This window comes from Streptomyces mirabilis, from assembly GCF_039503195.1.
Classification (GTDB): Bacteria; Actinomycetota; Actinomycetes; order Streptomycetales; family Streptomycetaceae; genus Streptomyces; species Streptomyces mirabilis_D.
Genome location: NZ_JBCJKP010000001.1, coordinates 9,655,640 through 9,673,582, shown reverse-complemented (window position 1 = coordinate 9,673,582; position 17,943 = coordinate 9,655,640). Strand labels below are relative to the sequence as shown.

16 protein-coding genes and 1 pseudogene are annotated in these 17,943 nt (G+C 70.0%); 7 read left to right on the top strand and 10 right to left on the bottom strand.

Annotation, left to right across the window (positions count from 1 at the left end; translation table 11 throughout):
* Nucleotides 1-607 precede the first annotated feature (607 nt).
* The 3 genes from AAFF41_RS43905 to AAFF41_RS43895 form a co-directional block, all read right to left on the bottom strand.
* Nucleotides 608-2,224 (bottom strand): IS4 family transposase, encoded by a 1,617-nt coding sequence (locus AAFF41_RS43905; protein WP_425526208.1) that lies wholly within the window; start codon nt 2,222-2,224, stop codon nt 608-610.
* Nucleotides 2,225-3,128: 904 nt separating this feature from the next.
* Nucleotides 3,129-3,872: an SMI1/KNR4 family protein gene (locus AAFF41_RS43900; protein ID WP_343325828.1), complete on the bottom strand. Its 744-nt coding sequence runs from the start codon at nt 3,870-3,872 to the stop codon at nt 3,129-3,131.
* A gap of 10 nt (nt 3,873-3,882) precedes the next feature.
* Complete coding sequence (locus tag AAFF41_RS43895) at nt 3,883-4,017, bottom strand: hypothetical protein (protein WP_319751047.1); 135 nt, start codon at nt 4,015-4,017, stop codon at nt 3,883-3,885.
* 277 nt (nt 4,018-4,294) lie between these two features.
* On the opposite strand from AAFF41_RS43895, the gene AAFF41_RS43890 reads away from it, so the two are divergent.
* Nucleotides 4,295-5,593, top strand: a complete 1,299-nt coding sequence (locus AAFF41_RS43890; protein WP_343325827.1) for a serine/threonine-protein kinase — start codon at nt 4,295-4,297, stop codon at nt 5,591-5,593.
* 176 nt (nt 5,594-5,769) lie between these two features.
* On the opposite strand, the gene AAFF41_RS43885 is transcribed toward AAFF41_RS43890, so the two are convergent.
* The 3 genes from AAFF41_RS43885 to AAFF41_RS43870 form a co-directional block, all read right to left on the bottom strand.
* On the bottom strand, nt 5,770-6,240 hold the full coding sequence (locus AAFF41_RS43885; RefSeq protein ID WP_343325826.1) for a TetR/AcrR family transcriptional regulator: 471 nt from the start codon (nt 6,238-6,240) through the stop codon (nt 5,770-5,772).
* A 646-nt stretch (nt 6,241-6,886) separates the two neighbouring features.
* The gene (locus AAFF41_RS43875) at nt 6,887-8,944 is read right to left on the bottom strand and encodes a SpoIIE family protein phosphatase (protein WP_319751049.1); all 2,058 of its coding nucleotides are present in this window, start codon (nt 8,942-8,944) and stop codon (nt 6,887-6,889) included.
* An 80-nt stretch (nt 8,945-9,024) separates the two neighbouring features.
* The gene (locus AAFF41_RS43870) at nt 9,025-9,453 is read right to left on the bottom strand and encodes a hypothetical protein (protein ID WP_319751050.1); all 429 of its coding nucleotides are present in this window, start codon (nt 9,451-9,453) and stop codon (nt 9,025-9,027) included.
* Nucleotides 9,454-9,570: 117 nt separating this feature from the next.
* Between AAFF41_RS43870 and AAFF41_RS43865 the strand changes: the two genes are divergently transcribed.
* From AAFF41_RS43865 to AAFF41_RS43845, 5 genes and pseudogenes are all read left to right on the top strand, one after another.
* Nucleotides 9,571-10,383 (top strand): maleylpyruvate isomerase family mycothiol-dependent enzyme, encoded by an 813-nt coding sequence (locus AAFF41_RS43865; RefSeq protein WP_343325825.1) that lies wholly within the window; start codon nt 9,571-9,573, stop codon nt 10,381-10,383.
* Nucleotides 10,384-10,617: 234 nt separating this feature from the next.
* A complete protein-coding gene (locus AAFF41_RS43860; RefSeq protein WP_319751052.1) occupies nt 10,618-11,418 on the top strand; it encodes a serine hydrolase domain-containing protein in 801 nt (266 codons plus the stop codon).
* Nucleotides 11,419-11,958: 540 nt separating this feature from the next.
* Nucleotides 11,959-12,673, top strand: a pseudogene (locus AAFF41_RS43855) (GTP-binding protein); the annotation flags it as partial.
* 185 nt (nt 12,674-12,858) lie between these two features.
* Nucleotides 12,859-13,521, top strand: coding sequence for a DUF4230 domain-containing protein (locus AAFF41_RS43850; protein ID WP_097287784.1), 663 nt, complete (start codon nt 12,859-12,861; stop codon nt 13,519-13,521).
* A 231-nt stretch (nt 13,522-13,752) separates the two neighbouring features.
* Nucleotides 13,753-14,334, top strand: a complete 582-nt coding sequence (locus tag AAFF41_RS43845) for a VanZ family protein (RefSeq protein WP_319751054.1) — start codon at nt 13,753-13,755, stop codon at nt 14,332-14,334.
* 102 nt (nt 14,335-14,436) lie between these two features.
* On the opposite strand, the gene AAFF41_RS43840 is transcribed toward AAFF41_RS43845, so the two are convergent.
* The 4 genes from AAFF41_RS43840 to AAFF41_RS43825 form a co-directional block, all read right to left on the bottom strand.
* On the bottom strand, nt 14,437-14,814 hold the full coding sequence (locus AAFF41_RS43840) for a peptidase inhibitor family I36 protein (protein WP_067360281.1): 378 nt from the start codon (nt 14,812-14,814) through the stop codon (nt 14,437-14,439).
* Entirely contained in the window at nt 14,811-15,539 is a 729-nt protein-coding gene (locus tag AAFF41_RS43835; RefSeq protein ID WP_319751055.1) for a hypothetical protein, read from the bottom strand. Before AAFF41_RS43835 ends, AAFF41_RS43840 begins: the two co-directional genes overlap by 4 nt.
* Nucleotides 15,540-15,542: 3 nt before the next feature.
* Complete coding sequence (locus tag AAFF41_RS43830; RefSeq protein ID WP_319751056.1) at nt 15,543-15,929, bottom strand: hypothetical protein; 387 nt, start codon at nt 15,927-15,929, stop codon at nt 15,543-15,545.
* A 288-nt stretch (nt 15,930-16,217) separates the two neighbouring features.
* Nucleotides 16,218-16,481 carry a hypothetical protein gene (locus tag AAFF41_RS43825; protein WP_319751057.1) on the bottom strand — a complete coding sequence of 88 codons (264 nt, stop codon included), beginning with the start codon at nt 16,479-16,481 and terminating at the stop codon, nt 16,218-16,220.
* A gap of 127 nt (nt 16,482-16,608) precedes the next feature.
* Between AAFF41_RS43825 and AAFF41_RS43820 the strand changes: the two genes are divergently transcribed.
* Complete coding sequence (locus AAFF41_RS43820; protein WP_319751058.1) at nt 16,609-17,646, top strand: PHP domain-containing protein; 1,038 nt, start codon at nt 16,609-16,611, stop codon at nt 17,644-17,646.
* Nucleotides 17,647-17,943 lie beyond the last annotated feature (297 nt).

The following is a 17,943-nucleotide window of genomic DNA, read 5'->3' as shown; positions in this document are numbered from 1 at the left end:
GAGCACAGGGCGGCTTCAGAGGGCACATCTGGGCGATGAACGGACGTTGTTCGTAGGGTTGGGGACTGGCGCGGTGGCTGGTGCTCCGTTTTCAGTCCCCGCCGCTTCAAACCGGGCAGGCGGTTCTCCCGCATCCGGCTTTCCGACATCGTCCACCGCCGTACACGCGCCGTTGCCCCGCGTACGTTTCCGGGGTATTCGAATTTGAGCGGTGCGGGTCGGCTCTTACACTGACCAGTCGTCACGGTCCGTGCTTCGTGGGTTGGTTGGACCCTGGATGCAGGACGCCCGTGGTCCTGGTTGATTATTTCTGTTCTCTACGCAGAAGGATCACCGAGGAGCCGCGGGCTTGGTCAACGATATGACGTTGCTGCTGGACCTCGACGGGGTGTCCGTCATCCGGGTCGAGCGGCTCGAGGATGGCAGCGGGCGAAGGAGGCGGTGACCACCCGGCCGCACGTGGAACTCCCTCACCGGGCCGTGGTCACGTCAGCGGCGGAAGAACACGTAGACACGCCCAGGGCGGGAAATCGGCCGGCCCCGCCCGCCACCTGGTGCCATTTGCCCACCAGGTGGCGGATCGCGTCCAGCATCCAATGCCACGTAGTTAAGGGCGAGTTGGCGGTGTCAAGCCATCAGGGAATGTGATCTTGTAGGTGCTCGGCGCCGTACGAATGAGCCGTCCGTTTCGGGCCCAGTAGCAGAGTTGCGCGTTGAAGCCGCTGAGGATGCGTCCCGTAACGGTGAGGCCGAGGCGTTGTGCGATCTCACGGGCGTGCATGGACTCGTTGGAGTTCATCGCCAAGATCTGGCAGACCCTGTCCCAGCGGCCGGAGTCGGTCCGGTGTCGGGCGCGCGTGCCAGTGAGGCTCGGTGGACGAACACTGATCTCGATGGTCGTGATCGACGTGCTGCCGCGAGATCGACCATCGCGATTCCAGTTGTTGTAGCGGGAGGTTCCGCATTTCACGATGCGGGTGGACAGCCGCATCCGACGGCCGGGAAGCAGCGTCTGGAGGACGCGGGCCCCGATGCGTCCCACCAGGTCGCAACCGATGATCGGCTCAGCGGCGGGAGTGGTTCCGGCTGAGCTGATGACCGTGTCGCGGGCGGCTTCCAAAGCGACGGTGAAAGCGGCTCGGTCGGGATCGCAGCCGGATGCTGTCTCCACCGCGGTAACCATGACAGAGCGCAGGGCTTGATAGAGAGTGAGCAGTGCCCACATCTCCTGCGTCAGCCCCACCGGGTCCTTCGAACGCAGGACTCGCCCCCGGAGCAGGGTGTGACGGAGCGCCAGGTATGCGATCTCGATCTCCCAACGCTCGTGGTAAAGATGCACCAGGTGGTCGGCGGGGTCGCTGGAGTGGTCGGTGAGTGTGGTCAGCAGGCGGTAGGTCCCGCCGAACACGCCGCGGTCGGCGGTACAGGAGCGGACCTCGGCCTCGATCACTCGCAACGAGAGGTCACCGATCCGGGTCAGGTAGGAGCCGTCGGGCAGCAGTGCCAGCACCGGCGGGCGTCGGACGCTGGTGGCGCGAATCAGGAACTGGGCCCCTTGAGCCGCGATGTCTACCAGCAGTCTGTTGCTGTCGAAGGCGCGGTCTGCCAGAACAAGCATGTCCGAGGTCAGGTGGCCGACCAGGTCGTGAGCGTAGTCGGTTTCACCCTTGCTGGCGGGGCCGAAGACGGCGCCGATCAGGCCGCGGGTGCCGGTTTCGCACAGAGTCATGAGCATCAGCCGGGGGTAGCCCGTTGGACCGTGACGGCGCTGGGTTCGGCCGAGCCAGGACCAGTTGCGTTCGTGGTCGGGGACGTTCAGGCTCCCACAGCCGTCGAAGGCGACCGTGCGCCAGCGGCGGTAACGCACTCCGGGCGTGGACGGCTGGGCCAGCGGGCCGGCCAGCACGTCGAACAGCCGCTTGAGCGGGGCCACGCCGACCCGCCGACGGAGATCGCGAAGTGCCTTCTCCGATGGTCGCGGCACCATGACGGTCAGTCCGGCCACGAGTTTGCCCCACACCAGACCGGTTCCCAGGTCCCCGAACAACCCGAGCGCGAGTACGAAGTACACCCCGACGCGTGAGGGGAGACTTCGCAGTCGTCGCTCGCGAGCCCCGGTCTCGTCCAGCACCGCATCCACCAGCTCGAGTGGGATGACCTGCGTCAACTCACCGATATGACCGGGCGCGAACACGTCGGTTCCGCCCGTGACAGACTGAGCCACAGGGCCTCTGCTTCCTCAGGTAGATCTTGGTCGATCCCCTGAATAGCAGAGGTCTCCTCTTCTCACCTCGCCCTTGACAGCGCCAACTCGCCCTTAACTACGTGGCATTGGTCCAGCATCGCCCGGTGGCAGTACGCCTCCGGAGGCCCGACCCGGCCACGCATCCAGCCCGGCACCGGCAGCGACGGCCGGACCACCGCCCACTCCGCGTTCGTCATATCCGTCGGACAGCGCGGCGGCCGCAACCCGGCAGCACGTCGCGCAGCTGATCTTCACCAATGAGGCGCTGCAGAACTTCCCTGCCGCGGACCTCCAGCGCCGTCGACCTCTACGACACCCCGCACTCGACAGGTGTCGAACAGTGATGCCGCTGCTGAGGGGCGGGCCCGGCTCGCGCCCTGCTCTGCCTGCTGACTGTGCTGGCCTTCCTCGCGGGGACAGTGAACGCGGTAGGAACCGTCGTCGCAGCCGCCGGGTCCTCGCCGCAACGGGACTTCTACCAGAATCCGAGCCGGAGGACGCTGGAGAGGTCGTCACCGGGACATCTTTGGCGTCCGAGCCGATGACGGTGTCCACCCGCCTGCAGAGCGTCAGCTCCCGCGCGATGCGGATCATGTATCGCTCGGTCGGACTGCACGGGGAGCCCATCGCTGTCACGGGCTTCCTCCTCGTCCCCCGCGGTGCTGCTCCCCGCGGGGGTTGGCCGGTGATCTCCTGGGACCACGGCGCGACGGGTATGGGGCCGGTCTGCCCCCTCCCCGGCACGCGAACCTGTACCCCTCCCCCGACCAGTAAGACGCGGCCCGGTGGGCACCGAGGCTGCGCTTCCTGGGCACCGTGGCACTCGCGCCGCCCAGCCACTTCGCAGCGGTCATGGACGAGATGGGCGCCGCCCGGCCGCCGGTCAACGTGGGGCCGGCCGTGCTGGGTCGTACATCGCGGTGGGAGCGCACCTGTACTCACCGCGCATCCAGTACACGAGCGTCCTGGCACCGCAACTCGCCGCGCGGATCCCGGCGAAGAAGCTCTGCGCCGACGAACTCGACATCTGCCGGAACAACGTGCAGTCGCAGCGCGTCGGGAATCCCAACTGGGCCCGCAACGCGACGCTGCGCCGGTTCATCGACAGCCTCGAACCGGCCAAGGGTCGCTCCACTGCGAAGTTGCGAGAACACAACGTCACGTCCCTACCCTTGAGATAAGCCAGCAACCACTCACTGAACGTCATCTCGTGGAGAGTCCAGGCCGGACTGTCGAACTCCTGGACCACGACGCGCCAGGGCGAGGAGGGGTTGTCGGGGATGCGAAGGAAAACCGCCTCGCCCGTCGTGGCCGACGCCACCGGCATCAGATCCCCGGGGTTCGCCCCTACCGGACTCCGCAGGAACTCCGCCATGTCCTCCTCGCGCCAGAGCTCGAGATCCCCCCTGATGTTTTCTCCCAGGCTGTGCAGCAAATGGCCGGCGGGGTGCTTCAGATACAACTGCCTGTTGATCTCGATCGAACCGTAGGCGTCCACGATCTCACGGAAGTCCGCAGGAAATTCGATACCGAGTTCCTGCTCCAGCTCGATCCATGGAACCGGATCCGACCAGTTGAACCGGGGTTCGCCCAACAGGGCTGTGATCTCTGGAAGCGGTGCCACCACTGGATTCCTTCTAGTACGTCGAGCCGATGCCGGTCTTGGAGTTGACCGCAGTACAGGCGACAGCCTCCTCGACCCTCTGGGGTCCGTACATGGTCATCCCCACCTGAACGGTGGCTGGAACGACCGGGTCAGGGTCTCCGAACACGAGCACCACCTCACCAGCCCCTCGGGCGCAACGGAGCGGCCGAAGAGGGTTCGGGTGAAGTTCTCCCCGGTCAAAGGTGTCTCGACCGGGCGGTACTGCACAGTGCACGACGGATCGGAAGCGCGGTGGCACGGACGAACACCCCGAAGAAGATCATGTCGCGGTCAGCCTGCCAGTAGGCTGGGGCAGCTGCGGCACCCCCACCATCATCCGTCCCCTCGCAGGGACATGGCCTGCAGCGGTCGAGTCGTCTCACTGCGTGAGGATGAAGTAACAGGTGCTGATAGCGGGCCGGTACCGGCTGCAAACCACCATCGGACGCGGCGCGATGGGAGAGGTCTGGCGGGCGTACGACGAGACACTCGGCAGAGCAGTGGCAGTCAAGCTCCTGCTCGCCCACAACTCCGACCCCACCGCCTCTTCTCGCTTCCGCCTGGAGGCCCGGACCGCGGGTCGGCTCAGCCACCCCCATGTGGTCGGCGTCCTCGACTTCGGCGAGCAGGAAGGCCGTCTGTTCCTGGTGATGGAACTGGTCGAGGGCGACAGTCTCGCCCACGTGCTCTCCCAGGCAGGATCGCTGCCGGCCGAGGAGGTGGCCCTCATCGCCGCCCAGGCGGCGGCAGGGCTCGCCGTCGCACACGAACAGGGCATCGTGCATCGGGACATCAAGCCCGGCAACCTTCTCCTCGACGCCGACGGGTCCGTGAAGATCGGCGACTTCGGCATAGCGCGCTTCGTGGACGACCCGGGTGCCGCGCTCACCGCGACCGGTCAGATCGTCGGGACCAGCCTGTACCTCGCTCCCGAGCGCGCCCTCGGCAAGCCCGCCGGACCGGCGTCCGACGTCTACTCGCTCGGCTGCCTGCTCTACCAACTCCTCACCGGAAGACCGCCGTTCCACGCCGGCAGCGCCGTCGCGATCCTCCACCACCACCTCGACACGGCCCCCGTACCACCGCGGGAGCTCGGCGTCGGTCTGCCGCCCGCCTTCGAGAACTACCTGCTCGGTCTCCTCGCCAAGCGGCCCGAAGACCGCCCCACGGCACGTCAGACGGCCGAATGGTTCGCCACCGGTGCCTGGAGGGGGCGCCCCGAGCCCCTCCCGGCAGCCGCGCCGCGCACCGCGCCGGAGGCGCCGCGTTCGTCCGCCTCGGGGGCGGTCGCAGGGCCCGGAACGAACACGGCCGGAGCGGCCCCCGGCTCCGCGACCACGTACGCCTTCCCGTCCGCCGTCGGCAGCACCGCTGGAGCCCACCGGACGCCGCGTCGGCAGCGCTCGGGACTTCGCGCCTTCGTCGTACAACGGTCGAGGACGGTGAGCACCGTCGCCGCGCTGGTGGTCTTCCTCGCGGCGCTGCTGGTCGGCATGACGTGGTTCTCCCCCGACCACAGCTCGGCGGAGACACCACCGACGGACCCGCCTCGCACCACGAGTCCCTCCCCGGGCGCGCCCTCGACTCTGAGCACGCCCCCGACCGGTGGTGAGGAGCCCGGCAACAACGCGGACGAAGGCTCGGGCAGGCAACAGCACACCCAGAAGGGGAAGAACGGACACAGCAAGGACGACAAGGGCTGATCCCGCGTCACGGCACTCGCCGCAAACCCGGCAACCGCCGCGGCCCGGCAGATCGTAGTAGCCCCGCAGCAGGAGCTGTTGGTTGGCCTCGCTGCGGTGGGCCGGCGCCTCGGGGCCGAACATCGGCTCGTCCAGGTTGGGCTGCATCACCCGCTCCAGCGGCAACGGCCCAAGGATCAGGCAGCGCACCTGGAAGGGCCCCCACTCCTCGTCGGGCGCCTGCTCCCCGTGGACCTCGGACAGCCGCTCCGCCTCGGCACGGGCGCCGGGCAGGAGGCAGCCGAAGAGTTTCGCGCTCGCCGCGCTGTCCTCCAGCAGGACATGGCGCAGGTAGCCACGCAGCACCGGGTCCGCGCCGAAGACCCGGGCGGAGCCCTCCCCGAGCGAAACCATCGGGCCCTGCCGGGTTCCACGGAGTCCAGGTCGCGGAGCTGCTCGCCGATGCGGTCCAGCACGTACTCGTCGACCGCCGCGCGCCGGCCCTGCTCGGAGCCGAAGTGCCATGTCACGGGCGCCGGTGAGAGGCCGGCCGCGGCTGCCATCGACCGCGTCGAGGTCGCCGCGAAGCCGTGCTCGGCGAACAGCTCCGAAGCTGCCTCGCGCAGCCGTGCCCGCCCGGTCGGATCACTCTTCGCCACCACCCGCATGGTCGCATGCGTAGCCGTCCCGGACTCGGACGGGCCGGGCACGGTGTCAGTGGCGAAGCTTGGCACGGTCCAGCGCGGCGACGCCCAGTGCAACCGGACCGATCCAGTCGGCGCCTTCGGGATCGGCGGCGCCGAACGCTCCGCGATGCCCGCGCCGACGAACGCAGCGGCCAGCCGGCGAGGGTCGTCTGCCGCGTCCCTCCATCTCGGCTGCGTCCAGAAGGGGACGGCACATTCGCTTCCGCCGCGCTCGGGTGAGACACGGGGAGTCGTGCAAGGCTCTCCTCCAGCTCGTCGGGGCCTGTCGCGCCTTGGCGATACGAACGCGCAGTTCGTGCCCAGGAGCGTCGGTTGCACCCGCGAGGGCGCCCCGGCCGAAATCTCCTCGGCTTCGTCCGCCTCCGTCTCGCGCGCTTCGTCCAGCGAGGTGATGAGGACGTTGACGAGGACGAAGGAGGCGAGCAGGACGAAGGAGGCGTAGTAGACGATGCTCCAGCGGGAGATCTCCAGGCCGGCATGGACGGCGTCGCCGAAACCCGCCCGTGCATCCTGAACGAGCGCTACCGCTTTGAGGAATGCCGTCTGCCTCGGTCATGTGTCACGAGATTCCGCACCAGGAGTGGTGGCCCGTGTGCGCGGCCGGGGTTCAAACGGTGCTGGGGTTGAGGCGGGCGGCGAGGAGTGCGATGTCGTCGTCGACGGAGGCGGGCGTCAGGTGGACGAGCAGGCGGTCGCACAGCTCGTCCAGGGTCGGGGCGGGTTGTTCGAGGAGGTGGGTGAGTTCGGCGAGTCGTTCGTCGATGTCGCTGCCGCGGGCCTCGACGAGCCCGTCGGTGTACAGGACGAGGATGCTGCCGGGTGGGAGGCTGACATCGGTGGTGGTGAAGGAGGTGCCGCCGACGCCGAGTGGGACACCGGGTGGCACGTCGAGGAGGCGGGCGGTGCCGTCGGGTGAGACGGCGGCGGGCGGGGGGTGCCCGGCGCGGGTGATGTGGCACCGTCCGTTCGCGGGGTCGATGACGGTGTAGAGGAAGGTGGCCAGCATCGGCTCGGTGAGGTCTTCCAGTGCGGCTTCCAGCTGGTGCAGCAGGTTCTCGGGGGCGAGGTCGAGCCGTGCCAGTGCGCGGACGCTGGCGGAGAGCCGTCCCATGACGGCTGCGGCCGCGGTGCCGTGTCCCATGACGTCGCCGATGGCGAGCGCGGCCTTTCCGCCGTCGAGTCGGATGACGTCATACCAGTCGCCGCCGACTTCGTTGACGTCGCTGGCGGGCAGGTAGCGGTGGGCGACCTCAATCCCCGGAAGGTGGGGAATGTGCTGGGGAAACAGGCTTCTTTGGAGCACGAGGGCGGTGTCGTGTTCACGGCGGTAGAGACGGGCGTTGTCCACGCAGATGGCGGCACGGGCCGCGAGTTCACCGGCGAGGCTCACGTCGTCGTCCGTGAACGGGCCGACGGGTCGGCTGCGGTACAGGGTGCCGAGGCCGAGCACGACGCCGCGGGCGATCAGCGGCACCATCATGAACGAGTGCACGCCCTGCTCGAGAAGTTGTGCGGGCGCCGGTGAATGGCGGGCCGCTGGGGCGATGGCCTTCTTGTCCAGGTGGGCAATCATGAAGGGCTCGCGGTCGGCGAGGACCTGCGTGTAGGGCGCTCCGGCAGGGAAGGTCAGGGTTCGCCCGAGCGGGGCGAGGATGTCCGCGATACGTGAGCCGGCCAGGGGAGCTTTCCCGAGGCGGCGCAGAGCGGTGCCGCCGACCAGGCCCGGGCCGAGGTCTCCACCGGTGGTGAGGGTTTCCAGGACGTCGACGGTGACAGCGTCCGCCAGGTCGCGCACGGCGACGTCCGCGAGCTCCTGCGCGGTGCGTTCCAGGTCCAGACTGGTCCCGATCTTGACGCTCGCCTCATTCACCAGGGCCAGGCGGCGCCTGCCTGCTTCCGCGTCCAGCTGGTCCTGTTGTTGGGCGGTGATGTCGATCAGGAAGGCGGTCAGCCCGATCGGCCGGCCGTCGGGGTCCTCCAGCCTGACATAGGAGCACGACCAGACGCGCTCATGGCCGGGATCGGCGTGGGTGCGGCCCGTGCGGCGAAAATCAAGGACCGGCTTCCCCGTGACCACGACCTGCCGCATCGCGGATTCCATCTCGGCCGCGTTCACCGCGGGCAACACCTCCGCTACGCTGCGTCCGATGTGGGCATTCTCCCCCAGGCCGTTCATGGCCTGGAGAGCCTGGTTCACCCGCAGGAACCGCAGCTGGGTGTCGAAGACGGCAATGCCGACGGGAGAGCGGACGAACAACCCCTCCCACACCGCGGAGGAACCACGGATGCCACGGGCGGTGTTGGCGTCGGCAGCGAAAACCAGCACGGTGGTGCCGCCGCGGTGGCGGGCCGGGACGGGCGCCGCCCAGATCTCCAGCTCAAGTGGATGTCCGTCGCGGTGCCAGGCGGTCACCGTGGCCATGACCCCATGGCCGGCGGTCGCGGTGTCCCACAAGGACCGGCCGAGGCTGCGGTCGGCGCCGGGGTGCAGCAGGTCGGCGATGGGCCGGCCCACGACGTCCCGCGACGGATACCCGAGCAGAGCCTGCGCCCCGTGGTCCCAGCGCACGATCGTCCCATCGGCGTTCGTGGCCACGACCGCGACCCGTAGCTCCCCCAGCCAGCCACCCGCATCCCAGGCAGCACCACCAGCCACGTCATCCACGGGTGCCCGCATCACCACACTTCCCATCTGCCCCACACGGCCTCTCTTCCAGTATCCGTGCGGACCCGCCGCATCGCGCTTCAGCGCGAGGCTGCGGATTGCCTGCCGACCTGGCGAGGTGGTGCTGAACGCCGCACGGCCACTGCCGTCAAGGGCAGCCCCCACCAGACCGATCCCGCCGCCTTCGCGGCCGTGTTCCGCGAGATCGTGACGCGTGCCCAGGCCCGCGTCATCGGCGTCATCGGCGTCATCGGCGTCACGATCACTCCGTACGGCGGCAACGGCGGCTGGACCGCGGCGCCCGCGAGGCCGTACAGCAGTCCGTCGACGACGCGACCCGCTACGGCGGCATCTTCGACGCGGTGGCGGACTTCGACGCCACCGTCGATGACTGCGACGTTCCCGCTCGGATCCGGCCGGCCTTCGACTCCGGCGACCACCTGCACGTCGACGACGCCGGACTCCGGGCGACGGCCGACGCGATCGACCTGACCAGCACACTGACTCATTTTTTCGTGTCAGTGTCCTCTGTGGGACGCGACCCCCTCGGATTTGCCTTCGAGTGGACTCCAGCCTCCAGACTGATCACGACAAGATCCGTGCTGCGGACAGAAGGACGGCAGTAGATGGAGACGACGAGCCAGACGGGGCATCCTCTGCCCTACGACACCTACCGGCAGGCGATAGAGCGGGAGACCCTGCAGTTTGCCGAGGTGGTCAAAGGTGCGGACCCCGCGACCGCCGTGCCCTCCTGCCCCAACTGGACGCTGGCCGAGCTCACCCGGCACGTGGGAGCGCTGCAGCGCTGGTTCTCCACGCTGCTGACCCGGCTGGTGCAGGAGCCTCCACACAGTCGCGACGTGGAGCTGGGGCTACCGGAACGTGCGCAGGACTATGCCGACTGGGTGGCAGCGGGCGTACCCCCGGTGGCCGCCGTGCTGCGGGCCACCGATCCCCAGGCGGTGATGTGGGCGTGGGGTGAGGACCAACACGCGCGGTTCTGGGCCCGCCGGATGCTGTTCGAAACGCTGGTGCACCGGGTGGACGCGGAGCGTGCCGTCGGCCGGAAGTCGGACATCGACCCCGCGCTGGCGGCGGACGGGGTTGACGAGTTCCTCGTCAACCTGCCCTACGCGGGCCTCTTCGCCCCGGCCGTGGCGAACCTGCGCGGCAACGGCGAGACCATCGCCTTCCAGTGCGCGGACTCCGCCGGCGAAACCGGCGAGGAGTGGCGGGTGCGGCTGGATCCGGACGGTTTCCGACTGCTGACGCGGGCCGGAGCCGACGCCGCGCCATCCAAGGCGCAGGCGGCAGTACGGGGGCAGGCGGCCGACCTCCTCCTGCTGCTCTACGGGCGGCGGTCGTACCAGGAGACCGCCTTCGACATCTCAGGAGAGGTCACGGCACTCGACTGCTGGTTCGCCCACACAGCCTTCTGATCCGCGCCGAGGAGCGCGCTGGTGGAGCTCGACGACGGGCTCGACGACCAATGGCTCCCCTGTGAGCTCGTTCCCGAACCGCTTGCCCGACCCACCGTCCGCACTCAGGAACCAGCGCGTCGGTAGGTGGGGCCAGAACTCACCCGTAGAGCCACACGTTGCTTCGGGCGGATCCGCCCGAAGCAACGTGTCCCGTCTCAGCGGACATGGTCCCAAGCCCAGACACCTCGCCAGTTGCCATACTTCTCCGGCAAATGCCCCACTGGGTACCAGTCTGCAACTCGAAGGCGATCGCGTCGATCACCTCACGATGGTCCCGCCAGCGGCCTGCCCGAATACACCGACGGACTGCTCGACGGCGACGCCCCCCACGACCGCTTCCGCACCTGGACACCCGCCGAGCTGGTCCGACGGGCCGTCAAGGACGGCGACCGCAACCGCCCTCTGCTGTTCCCGCCGGGCACCGATCACCACTACTCGAACACGGACTACATCGTGCTCGGGATGATCACCGAAGAGGTCACCGGCCGCTCGTACCGCACCGAAATCGACCAGCGCATCATCCGGCCCCTCGGACTCCGTGACACCCGCCTACCGGGCTCCTCTCCCTTCCTCACCGGGCCCCACTCCCACGGCTACGAACCAGTGGAGAAAGAGGGCGGGACACTTGTCCCGGTCGACTACACCACCGTCAACATGTCCATCGCCGGCGCTGCCGGCGAGATCGTCTCCACCACCGCCGACCTCGACCACTTCTTCCGCACCCTGCTCAGCGGCGGCCTCCTGCGCCCGGCCGAGCTGCGCGAGATGACCGCCGACACCAGCGGCGACGGCTGGGGCCTCGGCCTGGAGATGGCCACGCTTCCCTGCGGCACCATCGTGGGCCACGGCGGCGGCACTCCCGGCTACCGCACCATCTCCTTCCACACACGCGACGGCACCCGCCAAGTCACGGTGGACTGGACCGACTGGGGCCCCGACGCCGACGCCGGCCCTGCGGCCCTCGCCCTGATGACCGCTGCCCTCTGCCCCTGAGGCTGGGTGCGATCGGTTTTGTCGTTCGGTTGAGCGTCGATGGACGGCGAACCGAACGGCAGCCGGGGGGATCGTCAGGCGGCTGTGGTCACGTGGCTGTGTCACAGCCTCTTGCCGCAGGTCATGAGGCCCTCGCTCGGCGTCAGCCCCGCGCAAATCCAGCTGTGCCGCAGAGCTCCCATCTCGGTAAGAACTGGGTCCAGCAGCTCGGGACGTCCGTGTCCACCTCCGCGGTGTCCGCCGCTGAGCGTCCTGGATGTCCTCCCCGCGCAGGCAGGGGGTGAGCCGCCTCGTACCAGTCCTGGTGGGCCCCATGTGGTCTGGTGTAGTGTGCCGGCCGCCGTCTCGTCCAGCGGGCGCGGGACGAGACGGGCACGCGCGGTGCCGAGGCCGCGCACACCGACGAGCTGGACGACGTACCGCGTGAGGTGGCGCCGGATGCCGTCGAGGAGCCCCGCCTTCCGCGCCCCCGTCGGCACGCGGCGTATCTGGGGCTGTACGGCGGTGAAGTGACAAGTCGTCAGCGGCTCACGTTCACCCGCGCGGCCCGCCGCGTCCGGCAGCACCGCACTGCTCCTCTACGACGAGGTGCAGAAGGAGGCCCTTGCGGCCACGCTCGCCCAGGATCTCGGGATCGAGGCGGAGTTCGCGCCGAGTCGGGTGCGGTTCCTGGAACGGCCGGACGGCACCGGCGAGGCCTGCGCGGAGATCCGGCGGCACGGGCACGTCGGGTTCCGGGCCACGGTCGGGCTGCGGATCGAGCCCGGACCGCACGGCTCCGGCGGCGTCTTCACGTACGAGACCGAGCACGGCGCCCTGCCCCGGGCCGTCCACCAGGCGATGGAGGACACGGTCCACGCGACCCTGCTCTCCGGTCCGCACGGCCGGCCGGTCACGGACTACCGGGTGACGCTCGCCCGTTCCGGTTTCGCCGCGCCGCTCAGCACGGTCGCCGACTTCCACGGCCTCACCCCGGGTCGTGCCGCGACGCGCGCTGGAGCGGGCGGGGACGCGGGTGTACGAGCCGTATCACGCCTTCGAGGTGGAGCTCCCGCTCGATGCGCCGGCCCCGGTCACGGCTCGGCTCGCCGCGCACGGCGCGCAGTTCGGGGAGACGACCGGCGGCCGGACCCGCCGGCTCGTCACCGGCGAGCTGCCGGCCCGGCATGTGTGGGCGGTCGAGCTGCGGCTGCCGGGGCTCACGCACGGGGAAGGGGTCTGGTGGTTCCGCCCTTCGGAGGACCGCCGCGTGTAGTGCGGCGGACGCGGTATGCCGGGCGGACGCGGCGCTCATTCGGTGTACGGCGAAGTGTGGTGGCCGGTGCCGCCACAGTGGACGCACTCCCGCCCGCGCTCCCCGTCAGCGACGTCAATCCGCCAACAGGGCGGCCTAGGAGGTGATTTGGCGGGCATTCGGTGAGCAGGAAGGAGGACCGCCGAATGACGACGTCCATCAAGCGCCTGCCCAAGCGCATGCCCGCGTGGGCCAAGGCGATCACTGCCGTCGTGCTGGTGCTCGTGGTGCTGTTCGCCGGGCTGCGCCTGGCCGTTCTGCCTGGGCTGCGCGACCTGTTCGGCACCCAGACGCACGACCGCTCCGGACCAGCCCTCCTCAAGTCGATCCAGGACATGAGCCGTTACGACGCCGCCTCGGGCAACTTCCAGGTGGTGGTGGACCTGGAGAAGGATGCCAAGTACCTGCCCGACGCGATCCGCGGCACCCGCACGCTGTACGTGGGGGCCGGCACGGTCGAGGCGTACGTCGACCTCGGTTCGCTCGCCAAGAAGGACGTGACGGTCGACGCCGACCGCACCACGGCCACCCTGCGGCTGCCGCACGCGTTCCTCGGCAAGCCCGCACTCGACCCCAACCGCTCCTACGCCGTCTCCAAACAGCGTGGGCTTCTCGACCGGCTCGGCGACTTCTTCTCCGACAACCCGGACAGCGAACAGGCCGTGCAGAAACTCGCGGTCAAGCACATCGGCGACGCGGCGAAGGACAGCGAGCTCACCAAACGGGCCGAGGAGAACACCACCGGCATGCTCGACGGCCTGCTGCGCTCCCTCGGTTTCAAGGAGGTGAGCGTGAGCTACGGCGCCTGAGCCGGGCCGCACTCCGGCAACGGTCCGGTGGGGCGAGGCCGTCGCCCCACCGGGCCCCACCTCGCGCACGGCGACGACCGGCGCCGGGATCCCGCCGGGCGCCCCTGCCTCCGACTGCCCGCGGGACGCCCTTTCATGACCCCCTCCTTCCGTCGCGCGGGGCTCGGCATCGAAGCACGCTTTGCGGGTAACCGCCCTTATCTGCAGAACCGTTGAAACCGGGAGAATCGAATGGTCCGTACGGCGTCACTCTTGAGCACCCTGCGCACCACCGGTACGGCGAAATCCGGTCGACGGCCATCGGTACCCGCGCAGGAGCGCAAGGCGCTCCCGCTGCCCGTGCGGCTGCTCGTGATGCTGCTGGCCTTCGTGGCCATGGTGGCGTTCGCGGTCGCGCTGGCCCGGCTGACGCTGGAGCCGTCACCGGCGTCGAAGACACTGATCCACACCAATCTGCACCCCGGGAGTTCTCTGCGGGCCTATCTCGACCAGCCGGCGCTGCGCGACGCCGTGAAGCAGATCGGCGGGAACGTCGTGCTCGGTGTGCCGTTCGGCGTGCTGGTGCCCGTGCTGATTCCGAAGGCCCGGGGGATCCTGCGCGTGCTGCTGCTCACCGCGGTGGTGATGCTGCTGGTCGAGTTGGTCCAGGGCACGCTGATCACCGGACGCGCCTTCGACATCGACGATGTCATCCTCAACACGTCCGGAGCGCTGGTGGGTTATCTGCTGCTGGGACGGCGGATGGGCCGGGCGGTGCATCCCAAGCGCCGTCGGAAGGGCCTGAGCAACCGGCGCGGGGCCCCGAAGGCATGAGGGACCGCACGGAATGACCGTCCGTCCGCGGCCCCCACCGCGGGCGGACGGCGTCGATCGGCCGGATCGATCGACTGGGGCCGATCGACTGGGGTCGGCCTCTCAGCAGCCCATGGACCAGGTGTGCGAGTCACCGCGGTCGTTCGCCACGGCGTTGTAGCCGACCTCCTCCCCCGGTCCGAGACAGATGGTCATGGCGCCGCCCTGCCAGGCGTCCTCGTAGACCTTCACGTGGTCCTTGACGCCGGGGCCCGAGATGCCGTGGTTGGCCCAGGAGGAGTCGGTGTCGGCGATCCAGCTCTCCCACCACCCGTCGTCCCCCGACCAGTTGGCGCGCTGGCCGTCGAAGTTGGCGTTCTCCCAGACGCAGAAGTTGCCGCTGGGGCAGTCGGCCGCGCCGGAGGGGGTGGCAAGGGCGAGGCCGCCGGTGAGGGCGAGCAGGGCCGCGGCCGCGGAGAGGGCGAGACGCTGGGTGATCACGAAGGGTCACTGCCTTTCTTCGGGGTTACCTGGACGGTCCGCTCGGCGTACAGATCCGCCGCGCGGCGCAGTGCGCGGGTGCGAAGCTGCCGGTAGGTGGTCAGTTGTCCGTGCCGCTCGGCGCGGACCCTGGCCAGCAGGGCCGGTTCCAGCCGCGCCCGCAGCCGGGTGAGGCCGCTCTCACGTGCGCAGCGCGTGGAGACGGCGGGGTCGGGGCGGTCGGGGCGGGACCCGTGCGCGGGGGTGACACAGCGGGTCCAGCGGGCGGTCGCGGCGCGGTAGTCGGGGTCGCGCTTCATGCGCTGCTGGGCCTCGGCCCGCAGGTTGTTCACCACGACCCGTGTACGGAACCAGAGCCGCTGGTCGCCGTAGAGATCGCGCTCGGCTGCGGCGAGGCAGCCGTCCGTGTGGGCGGTGACGGTATAGCCGGTGGCGAGGGTGACGGAGAGCTCGGGGTGGCCGCGGCCGAAGAGGGCGCTCTGCAGTCGGCGGTCCTGCGGGGCCGCGGCGCTGTGGTCCCGCGGGGCCGAGGCGTTCGGCAGGGTCAGTCCCTGCCGGCCCAGACAGCGGTCGACGAGTGCCTGCTGGGCGGCGTCGATGAGGTCGTCGCGGTCGCGCTCGGTCCTGGGCAGCGGGGGCACGGCCCGCTGCGCCGTCGCCGTGGAGCACCCCGTCAACGCCAGCACCGCGAGCGCGGCGGCGGCGAACGCGCGGAGGAGTCGCACGGGTCAGCCGACCTCGCAGCCCATCATGGTGTCGGCGACGCCGTCCAGCCGGGCGCCCCAGGGCCAGTTGTCGGCCAGGTCGTGCGCCCGGATCAGCCGGGCGTAGCAGGTGCCGCGGCCCCAGTCGATGGCGTACACGGCGGTGTCGGCGTTGGACCTGAAGGACGCGGCCTTGTCGTGCAGGAACTCCGGGACGTCCGTGTAGCCCGGTGGGGTGTAGCACCAGGACGAGCCGTGCTGTCCGGCGGCGGTCCAGAAGCACACGTCTCCGGCGCGCGACGCGCCGTGCGTCGCCGCGCTCGCCGGTACGGCGGTGAGCAGGGCGGTCGAGGCCAGCAGGCCGGTCGAGGCGAGGAGGGCGGCGGCGGGCACGGCGAAGCCACGGGGCATGACGACTCCCGGAGGGAAGAGGGGGCGCCGGGGCGGTCGCGATCACCCGGCAAGATCAACCGTGCCCTCGGGGGAATCGGCCCATGCCGGGTTCCCGCCCTTTGGTGATCTTTTCTGGGGTGCGGGGTCATTCCTCCCGCGACAGCTCACACCGGCGCGAGCCCCGAGGTCCGCGCGCTCCCCGCCTCCTCGATCCAGCTGTCCGGCGCCGCGTCCTGATCCTCCGGACAAGTCCTGGCGTCGTGATCCGCCGGACAGGCCCTGGCCTCGTGATCCGCCGGACCGGCCCTAGCGCCCCGATCCGCCGGACCGGCCCAGGCGCGGCGCCCAGGTGAACTTGTCGCCGCCCACCCAGCGCACCACGTCCGGGTCGTCGAGATCGTGGATGTGGATCCCCTGGGAGCCGGCGAAGGTCAGGACATCGGTGATCGACTTCGCCTCGCCGACCATTTCCCCGTCGATCTCCACGATCCGAAACGGCGGGTCGCACGGCTGCACCCCGAGCACCATGACCCGCGGGTAGGAGATGTGGGGGCTCGAGATTTCGGTCATGCCTAGAGCGTAGATCGATTCCCGCGAGGGGGCCGAGGTGAGTGACACTCCGCCGTGCGGGCCGACGGCGGCTGGGCAAGGCTTGAAGGGCTTGAAAGGGGTGGGGAGCTCACGGAAGGTGGTACCGATGGACCCCGTCGAGGCCCTGGACCGGATCGCGTTCCTGCTGGAGCGCACCCAGGCCCCCACCTATCGTGTACGGGCCTTCCGCACCGCGGAGGCCGTGCTGGCCGCGCTGCCCGCCGGGGAGGTCCACAGGCGTGTCGCCGCCGGGACCCTGGAGTCGCTGAAGGGCATCGGGCCGAAGACGGCGCAGGTCGTGCGCGAGGCGGTGACCGGTCAGCCGCCCGGCTATCTCGAGACGCTGGAACAGCAGGCCGCGGGCCCCCTCGCCGAGGGCGGCGAACGCCTGCGGGCGCTGCTGCGCGGCGACTGCCATCTGCACTCCGACTGGTCGGACGGCGGCAGCCCGATCGAGAAGATGGGCCGGACCGCCGCGCGTCTCGGGCACGAGTGGGCGGTGCTCACGGACCACTCGCCACGGCTGACCGTGGCGCGGGGCCTGTCCCCCGAGCGGCTGCGCGAGCAGGTGGCGGTGGTGGCGGAGCTCAACCGCCGGTGGGCCCCCTTCCGGCTGCTCACCGGCATCGAGTGCGACATCCTCGACGACGGATCGCTCGACCAGGAGCCGGAGTTGCTGGAGTCGCTGGACGTCGTGGTGGTATCGGTGCACTCCAAGCTGCGCATGGACGCCAGGTCGATGACCCGCCGTATGGTCACCGCCGTACGCAATCCGCTCGCGGACGTGCTCGGTCACTGCACGGGCCGGCTGCTCACCGAGCGGCGGCGGCCCGAGTCGGAGTTCGACGCGGACGCGGTCTTCGCCGCCTGCGCGGAGGCCGGTACGGCCGTGGAGATCAATTGCCGCCCGGAACGGCTCGACCCACCGCGCCGGCTTCTGCGCCGGGCGCTCGACGCGGGCGTGCTCTTCTCGATCGACACCGACGCGCACGCCCCCGGCCAGCTCGACTGGCAGATCCACGGCTGCGCGCGGGCCGAGGAGTGCGGGGTGCCCGCCGAGCGCGTGATCACCACCTGGAGCGAGGACGAGCTGCTGGCCTGGACCCGGTCGCGGACGGCGCCGACCCGTGTCACCAGCGCCTGACGGGCGTAAGCTGGGGAGCGAGAGCAATCCCGCGCCCGAGCCCTCGGACGCATGAAGTCGTACGGCGAGCCGAGACGTGAGGCGTACGGCGACCCGAGAACCGTCCGCCCCTCTTGCCTCCTCCGGGTGACGCAGATCACCGCGCCCGCCCTGGTCACGCGGGAACACCCATCGGTAGTTCCCCGTTAAACCAACCGTGGGTGCGGATGGGACAGTGTCCCCTGGGCCTCACCTTTTGCCCGCAGGGACGATCGTTCGGCTGAAGCCCTGCGGAGCCTCTCGCCGAGAGGTGACCGC

Bases quoted from the DNA above. Each gene is read 5' to 3' on its own strand.
- AAFF41_RS43885 (WP_343325826.1), bottom strand. From the start codon at position 6,240: ATGCGGGTGGTGGCGAAGAGTGATCCGACCGGGCGGGCACGGCTGCGC.
- AAFF41_RS43870 (WP_319751050.1), bottom strand. From the start codon at position 9,453: ATGAGTCAGTGTGCTGGTCAGGTCGATCGCGTCGGCCGTCGCCCGGAG.
- AAFF41_RS43865 (WP_343325825.1), top strand. From the start codon at position 9,571: ATGGAGACGACGAGCCAGACGGGGCATCCTCTGCCCTACGACACCTAC.
- AAFF41_RS43850 (WP_097287784.1), top strand. From the start codon at position 12,859: ATGACGACGTCCATCAAGCGCCTGCCCAAGCGCATGCCCGCGTGGGCC.
- AAFF41_RS43845 (WP_319751054.1), top strand. From the start codon at position 13,753: ATGGTCCGTACGGCGTCACTCTTGAGCACCCTGCGCACCACCGGTACG.
- AAFF41_RS43830 (WP_319751056.1), bottom strand. From the start codon at position 15,929: ATGCCCCGTGGCTTCGCCGTGCCCGCCGCCGCCCTCCTCGCCTCGACC.
- AAFF41_RS43825 (WP_319751057.1), bottom strand. From the start codon at position 16,481: ATGACCGAAATCTCGAGCCCCCACATCTCCTACCCGCGGGTCATGGTG.
- AAFF41_RS43820 (WP_319751058.1), top strand. From the start codon at position 16,609: ATGGACCCCGTCGAGGCCCTGGACCGGATCGCGTTCCTGCTGGAGCGC.